Source organism: Mycobacterium zoologicum (assembly GCF_020181635.2).
GTDB classification, from domain to species: Bacteria; Actinomycetota; Actinomycetes; order Mycobacteriales; family Mycobacteriaceae; genus Mycobacterium; species Mycobacterium zoologicum.
This window is the reverse complement of sequence record NZ_JAYJJS010000009.1, coordinates 136,697-143,781: the sequence shown is the minus strand read 5'-3', so window position 1 is coordinate 143,781 and position 7,085 is coordinate 136,697. Positions and strand designations below refer to the sequence as shown.

General features: G+C 67.7%; 7 protein-coding genes and 1 pseudogene. 6 read left to right on the top strand and 2 right to left on the bottom strand.

The window, feature by feature from the left end; translation table 11 throughout:
- Positions 1-157, top strand: a pseudogene (locus K6T84_RS10205) (IS110 family RNA-guided transposase); the annotation flags it as partial.
- Between the two features lie 299 nt (positions 158-456).
- Here K6T84_RS10205 and ypfJ read toward each other — a convergent pair.
- On the bottom strand, positions 457-1,332 hold the full coding sequence (ypfJ, locus tag K6T84_RS10200; protein ID WP_224860782.1) for a KPN_02809 family neutral zinc metallopeptidase: 876 nt from the start codon (positions 1,330-1,332) through the stop codon (positions 457-459).
- 492 nt (positions 1,333-1,824) lie between these two features.
- On the opposite strand from ypfJ, the gene K6T84_RS10195 reads away from it, so the two are divergent.
- From K6T84_RS10195 to K6T84_RS10180, 4 genes are all read left to right on the top strand, one after another.
- Complete coding sequence (locus K6T84_RS10195; RefSeq protein ID WP_224860780.1) at positions 1,825-2,124, top strand: PE family protein; 300 nt, start codon at positions 1,825-1,827, stop codon at positions 2,122-2,124.
- Positions 2,125-2,138: 14 nt separating this feature from the next.
- Positions 2,139-3,341 (top strand): PPE family protein, encoded by a 1,203-nt coding sequence (locus K6T84_RS10190; RefSeq protein WP_224860778.1) that lies wholly within the window; start codon positions 2,139-2,141, stop codon positions 3,339-3,341.
- A gap of 80 nt (positions 3,342-3,421) precedes the next feature.
- Positions 3,422-3,718, top strand: coding sequence for a WXG100 family type VII secretion target (locus tag K6T84_RS10185; RefSeq protein ID WP_085265357.1), 297 nt, complete (start codon positions 3,422-3,424; stop codon positions 3,716-3,718).
- A 14-nt stretch (positions 3,719-3,732) separates the two neighbouring features.
- Positions 3,733-4,017, top strand: a complete 285-nt coding sequence (locus K6T84_RS10180) for a WXG100 family type VII secretion target (RefSeq protein ID WP_224860776.1) — start codon at positions 3,733-3,735, stop codon at positions 4,015-4,017.
- Between the two features lie 75 nt (positions 4,018-4,092).
- On the opposite strand, the gene K6T84_RS10175 is transcribed toward K6T84_RS10180, so the two are convergent.
- Positions 4,093-5,181 (bottom strand): ESX-1 system-associated protein, encoded by a 1,089-nt coding sequence (locus K6T84_RS10175; RefSeq protein ID WP_224860774.1) that lies wholly within the window; start codon positions 5,179-5,181, stop codon positions 4,093-4,095.
- 110 nt (positions 5,182-5,291) lie between these two features.
- On the opposite strand from K6T84_RS10175, the gene aspS reads away from it, so the two are divergent.
- Positions 5,292-7,070 (top strand): aspartate--tRNA ligase, encoded by a 1,779-nt coding sequence (gene aspS, locus K6T84_RS10170; RefSeq protein ID WP_224860772.1) that lies wholly within the window; start codon positions 5,292-5,294, stop codon positions 7,068-7,070.
- Positions 7,071-7,085: the final 15 nt, after the last annotated feature.

Genomic DNA, 7,085 nt, shown 5'->3' with positions numbered 1-7,085 from the left:
CGTGGCCGCTCGCACCCGCGGGGATGCCGGCAATCGGCGCCTGCATGCCCGGTGGGCGGGCTTTGACGCACGCAAGAAACGCCCGGTGGTGGCCAACGCAGCGGTGGCCCGGGAGCTAGCCGGCTGGTGCTGGTCCCTGGCGGTCCTGACGGACTGACCGCCCATAACTGTCCAGGTGAATCCTCGTGATTGTCGGCAAGCGTCTTGGAGTGACCCGCGACGCGGCTATGAGCGATGCCGTTGCCCTGCAACGCATTACACTCGATTCTAGATAGCGGCGAACTCCGACTCGAAAGTCCCGTCCTGCGGTAGCCAACCCGCGTATATCAGACTTGATACGCGTCGATACGACACGCTCGACAACCCCAATTCACCTGGTCACGAAGCGGCGGCCATGACGACGGTCGTGGCCGCCGCTTCACCCTGCCCTTGACAAACTTCCCTACATATCAGCCGCTAGCCCAGGTCGCTGGCGGCGAACGTGTTGCACTGCTTCGGGTCGCCGCTCTGGTAGCCGACGGTGAACCAGTGCTGCCGCTGCGCCGAAGCACCGTGGGTCCACGATTCCGGGTTGACGTGCCCGGTCATGGACTGCTGGATGCGGTCGTCACCCACCGATGACGCTGCCGACAGCGCGTCGCGGATGTCGTCGTCGGTCAGCGGCTTCAGGAACGTCACCCCGGTGCCTTCCTGCTTGGTGATCGCCGCATAGTGCGCCCACACGCCGGCGTAGCAGTCGGCCTGCAATTCGGTGCGCACCCCGGCGCCCGTCGCGCCCTGCGCACCGTGCTGGGCGCGGCCCAGGTCACCGAGCAGGTTCTGCACGTGGTGGCCGAACTCGTGGGCCACCACATACTCCTGCGCCATCGGTCCACTGCTGGAGCCGAACCGGTCGACCAGTTCCTGGAAAAAGCCGGTGTCGAAATAGGCGGTCTGGTCGGTGGGACAGTAGAACGGCCCAACGGCACTGCTGGCCGTCCCGCAACCGGTGCTGATCTGGCCGCTGAACAGCTGGACGTGCGGGCGGGTGTAGCCGCGCAGCAGATCCGACCACACCGCGTCCACCGAATTGCCCGTCGCCGTCACCCGGCACTCCACGTACTTATTGGCGTCCGCACCCGTGCGGCACTTGTTGAGGTCGAAGCCCGGCGCCGAGTACTGTCCGGTATCCACCGGCTGCTGGCTCAGTACATCGCCCGGGTCGGCACCCAGCAGTAGCGCCACCACCATGATCACCAGGCCGGCGACCCCGCCGCCGATCGCGATGCCACGGCCGGCGCCGCCTGACGAGGTGGTGCTGGTATCGATCTGCATACCTTCGTTGAAGGTCATCGCACGCTCCGTTGAGTTGCCGTAAGTCCTGGGCGCCGGTGCGAGCCCGTCGGGCCCGCGGCCACATTAGCTTTGCACACCCGGACAGGCCCGGACCCCTGGTTGACCGTGATGAATCCGTGCGCCGGATCAACGCAACCCGGCTTGTCTGGCGAGTATCCAAACCTTTGCTGAATGTTTACAGCCCCGCTGTACGCCGTGGTCGCGGCGGTGTTACGTTCTGCTCCCGGCCGCAAGTGGAAAACACTCCACCACGGCTGGCGCAGCTATCGGGAGAGGATGTCAGGTCGATGAACGCGTCAACTCGATGTCGTCGGCCCCTGTCGGGGAGTCCGGCCGGAGTTGTCGGCAGCATCAGCAGCCACACCTTTATCAGGCCGTTATCACATCGCTCCGCTACAGTGACGTGCGTCAATCTTTTGACATAGACCTCTGCTGCCGCACGACCGCCGACTTCTACCACTACATGCTTCAGGGTTCCAGGAGGATCAGATGCCATTCGTAACCGCTCAGCCTGAGCTTCTGACTGCGGCTGCCGGCAGCCTGTCGGGGATCGGTGACTCGATGTCGGCGGGTATCTCGGCCGCGGCCGCGCCCACCACCGGTGTGGCGGCGCCCGCCGCCGACATGGTGTCGACGGTGACTGCTGCCCAGTTCGCCGCGCACGGACAGTTGTTCCAGCAGGTCAGCGCTCAGGCTGCCGCGGTTCACCAGCAGATCGTGGCCACCTTGAGTGGCAACTCCAACCTCTACGCCCTCACTGAGGCCGCCAACGCCGCGTCGGCCGGTTGAGTCAGGGCGTATAGATGAGCTATTCCATCTTTCCGCCGGAATGGAATTCTGGCTTGATCTACACGGGTCCGGGCTCGGAGCCGCTGCTGGTTGCCGCCGCCGCGTGGACCGCGCTGGCCACCGACCTGTCTACCTCGGCCACCTCCACCCACTCGGTGGTGGCCAATCTCGCGTCCACCTGGACGGGCACGGGTTCGGCTGCGGCGACCACCGCGGTCGCTCCGTACGTGGCGTGGCTGGAGCAGGCTTCGGCCACCGCCGCCCAGAACGCGGCGCTGGCCACGCAGGCAGCCGGGCTGTTCGAGGCGGCCCGCGCCGCCTCGGTGCCGCCGCCGGTGATCGCGGCCAATCGGGCGATGCTGCTGGCGCTGATCTCCACCAACTTCTTCGGGCAGAACACCCCCGCGATCGCGGCGACCGAGGCCCAGTACGAGGCGATGTGGGCCCAGGACGGTGCCGCGATGGACACCTACGCCGGATCTGCGCAGGCCACGACCAGCTCGCTGACGCAGCAGACGTCCCCGCCGGGATCCGCGCAGGCCACGCAGGCGACGCCGGGATCGGCTGAGGGCGGTCCGGTCGTCACCCCGCCGACCACCCCGCCCACCGGCTACAACCCGTCCACCATCGGTGGGCTGTTCGACATGCTCGGCATGAAGGGCTTGATCAATTCAATTGACCCGCAGCTGGCGGCCACCTCGGTCAGCTCGGCCATGTCGCCGTTGACCTCGGCGTCGTCCATGGGCATGATGGGCGCGCGTCTGCTGATGATGCTGCCGCAGCTCGCCCGCATGGGCGCCATGACCGGCGCGACGGGCGCGCTGGCCGGCCAGGCTTCCGGCGCCGGCGGCACCGGCACCCTGATGACGCAGATCGGCGACTTCGTCAACGACAAGCTGCAGGGCGCGGTCGGCGTGCTGGCCGGCCACTTCTCCACGGCCACCAACGCGATCTCCGCCAAGCTCGGCCAGGCCGCCTCGATGGGCGCGCTGAAGGTGCCGCAGGCCTGGTCGATGGCCGCCGACGGCATGGTCCGCGCCGCTCCGGTACTGCCGGCCACCACCGTCAGCGCCCCGATCCAGACCATGTCGGCCACCGGCGGAATCCCCGGCGGCCCGTTCGGCAATGCGCTGATGGGCGCGATGGCCGGCCGTGGAATGGGCGCGGTCGCCGCCAAGGCCCCGAAGATCATGCCCCGTTCGCCGGCGGGCGGATAGCGGAAGGGGCGCCCAACTCATACGTGACAGCCGAGCCGCCGCCCGGCATCACCACACACTTCAAGCGAGAGGAAAAAATCATGGCTACACGTTTTATGACGGATCCGGATGCGATGCGGGCGATGGCGGGTCGGTTCGATGTGCATGCGCAGACCGTTGAGGATGAGGCGCGTCGGATGTGGGCGTCGTCGACCAATATCTCGGGTGCGGGTTGGGGTGGTCTGGCGGAGCGGACCTCGATGGACACCATGGGTCAGATGCAGACTGCGTTTCGCAACATCGTGACGATGCTGCACGGTGTGCGCGATGGTCTGATCCGGGATGCGAACCACTATGAGCAGCAGGAAGCTGCGTCGCAGCAGATCCTGGGCAGCTAGGGAGGATTAGGAAGATGTCGATCAACTACCAGTTCGGTGATGTCAACGCGCACGGCGCGTTGATCCGTGCCCAGGCGGCTTCGTTGGAGGCTGAGCACCAGGCGATCGTGCACGATGTGCTGGCCGCGGGTGATTTCTGGGGTGGTTCGGGTTCGGTGGCGTGCCAGGAGTTCGTGTCCCAGTTGGGTCGCAACTTCGCGGTGATCTACGAGCAGGCCAATGCTCATGGTCAGAAGGTGCAGACCGCCGGCAACAACATGGCCAACACCGACGCCTCGGTGGGCTCCAGCTGGGCCTGACCCGCCCGGCCCGACAAGCAAAAGACCGGCGCAACCCTTTGCGGGTTGCGCCGGTTCTTTGCGTCAGGACCTGTTCTACCCGCCGGCCGTACCGGCTGACGCGCACCCACCAAGCACGGTGGTGGACAGAAACGTCGCCGCGTTGGCCAGGTGGTTGTCCGAGGGATCGTAGGTGGGCAGCGACAGCACGAACGCCCGCCGATACTGCGAGGACAGCTCCGCGAAGTCCTGCAGGATCGGGTTGTTGCTGCGCCGGCCCAACTGCTGCATCTTGTTGGCCAGACTGATCATCACCGGGCCGACCGCCAGGTTGACCGCCTTCTGCTGGGGGTTCCAGTAGGTCGCCGGGATGCTCGGGTCGATGTCGCCCCACTCGGCGGTGTCGGTGCCGAACTTGTCCAAGGTGGCCTTCCAGTCGGCGCACACCGGATTGGCACTGGTCAGATACCGCTGCGGGTTGGTGGGGTTACCCGGCGATGCGACCTTGGTGGGGGTTGACTGCGCCTCGACCAGTGGTCCACGCGCGGCCGCCGACCCGTTGTTGGCTGACGCGCAGATGGCCGCCAGTGCCGACGCCGCGCTGTGGGCGGTACCGGCCAGCGCCGCATCGCGTGCGGTGTAGGTAGGGATGTGCTCGACGAAGGTGCGGGCGTAGGCGATGAACTGCTCGTAGAGCTCTCGCATCACCCGGTGCGGGGTCAGCTTCACCAGCCCGACGGTCTGGGCGGCGGCGTTGCGCACCACCTGACCGGCGGCCAGGTACTCCTTCTTCTGTTGGTCGTCCCACGCCGAGGCCGGGGTCGACTGATCGCGCTCGTTCCACTTGCCGTGGCCCAGCAGCGACAGTGTGCTGGCCAGGTTGGAGCTGATCGATCCCCAGGCGACGCAGCTGGGATCGGTGATGATGATGGCGACCGGGCCGGTGTCATCGGCGCTGGCGATGCCCGAGGCCGCGGAATTGCGGGTGGACTCGCCGCCGGCGGTGCTGTTGACGGGGTCCCCGCCCAACAGCACTACCGCCACCAGCACGATTGCGACCACGGCCAGCACCACCACTGCGGCCAGCCCCCACTTGAGGCTGTTGTTCTGCTTCGGCGAGGCTTCCTCTTCCTCGTATTCCTCGTCGTCGTAATCGAAGTCGAGGTCATCGGTGCCATTGGTCACAGTGAGCCAGCTTAGAGCACCGACCGGCGCGGGGCAGTGCAGCGAGCGGCCACTAGACTTGGCCCCCGTCGAACCGTTACTCGACCGACTTCGAACAAAGGGGCCCTTTGGTGTTGCGCAGCCACGACGCAGGCTCGTTGCGGGCCACCGACGCCGGAGCAAGCGTGACGCTGGCCGGCTGGGTGGCGCGCCGACGCGACCATGGCGGCGTCATCTTCATCGATCTGCGGGACGCCTCCGGGGTGGCGCAGGTGGTGTTCGGTGATTCCAGCGACGCTGAGGTACTTGCGCAGGCCCACCGGTTGCGCGCCGAGTTCTGTGTTGCGGTCACCGGTGTGGTCGAGGTGCGCCCGACCGGGAACGAGAACGCCGAACTGCCCACCGGCGCCATCGAGGTCAACGCGACGACGCTGACCGTGCTCAACGAGGCGGCGCCGTTGCCGTTCCAGCTCGACGAGGCTGCCGGTGAAGAGGCCCGGCTGCGGCACCGCTACCTGGACCTGCGCCGCGAAGACGGCCCCGGCGCCGCGCTGCGGCTGCGTTCGAAGGTCAACGCCGCCGCCCGCGCGGTACTGGCCGAGCGGGGATTCGTCGAGATCGAGACGCCCACGCTGACCCGCTCCACGCCCGAGGGCGCGCGCGATTTCCTGGTTCCCGCCCGGCTGCAGCCCGGCTCCTTCTACGCCCTGCCGCAGAGCCCGCAACTGTTCAAGCAGTTGCTGATGGTGGCCGGCATGGAGCGCTACTACCAAATCGCCCGCTGCTATCGCGACGAAGACTTCCGCGCCGACCGCCAGCCGGAGTTCACCCAGCTGGACCTGGAGATGAGCTTCGTCGACTCCGAGGACGTGATCGCCGTCGCCGAGGCGGTGCTCACCGCACTGTGGGCGCTCATCGGCTACGACCTGCCGACCCCGCTGCCGCGGATGAGCTACGCCGACGCCATGCGCCGCTACGGCTCCGACAAACCGGATCTGCGGTTCGGTCTGGAACTGGTGGAGTGCGCGGAGTTCTTCAAAGACACCACCTTCCGGGTGTTCCAGGCGCCGTATGTAGGTGCCGTCGTCATGCCGGGCGGGGCGTCGCAGCCGCGGCGGACCCTGGACGGCTGGCAGGAGTGGGCCAAGCAGCGCGGGGCCAAGGGCCTGGCCTATGTGCTGGTCGGTGAGGACGGCGAGCTGTCCGGGCCGGTGGCCAAGAACCTCACCGACGGTGAAAGGGCCGGCCTGGCAGCGCATGTCGGCGCGGCGCCGGGGGACTGCATCTTCTTCGCGGCCGGGCCGGCTAAGCCGTCGCGGGCGCTGCTGGGTGCGGCCCGCGGCGAGATCGCCCGCCGACTGGACCTGATCGACCCCCAGGCCTGGGCGTTCACCTGGGTGGTGGACCCGCCGCTGTTCGAGCCCGCCGGCGACGCCACCGCAGCCGGCGACGTCGCCGTCGGTTCGGGTGCCTGGACCGCGGTGCACCACGCCTTCACCTCGCCCAAGCCCGAACACGCCGCCCATGTCGAATCCGACCCCGGTGCGGTACTGGCCGACGCCTACGACGTGGTGTGCAACGGCAACGAGATCGGCGGCGGCTCAATCCGTATCCACCGCCGCGACGTGCAGGAGCAGGTCTTCAAGGTGATGGGCTTGGGCGCAGCGGAGGTGGCCGAGAAATTCGGGTTCCTGCTCGACGCGTTCAGCTACGGCGCACCGCCGCACGGCGGGCTGGCGTTCGGCTGGGACCGGGTGGTGGCTTTGCTGGCCGGGGTGGATTCGATCCGCGAGGTCATCGCGTTCCCGAAGTCCGGCGGAGGTATCGACCCGCTGACCGAGGCGCCGGCGCCCATCACCGCGGCTCAGCGCAAGGAAGCCGGCATCGACGCGGTGCCGCAGCAGCGTTAGAGACCCTGGACAGCG

Bases quoted from the DNA above. Each gene is read 5' to 3' on its own strand.
- ypfJ (WP_224860782.1), bottom strand. From the start codon at position 1,332: ATGACCTTCAACGAAGGTATGCAGATCGATACCAGCACCACCTCGTCA.
- K6T84_RS10195 (WP_224860780.1), top strand. From the start codon at position 1,825: ATGCCATTCGTAACCGCTCAGCCTGAGCTTCTGACTGCGGCTGCCGGC.
- K6T84_RS10190 (WP_224860778.1), top strand. From the start codon at position 2,139: ATGAGCTATTCCATCTTTCCGCCGGAATGGAATTCTGGCTTGATCTAC.
- K6T84_RS10185 (WP_085265357.1), top strand. From the start codon at position 3,422: ATGGCTACACGTTTTATGACGGATCCGGATGCGATGCGGGCGATGGCG.
- K6T84_RS10180 (WP_224860776.1), top strand. From the start codon at position 3,733: ATGTCGATCAACTACCAGTTCGGTGATGTCAACGCGCACGGCGCGTTG.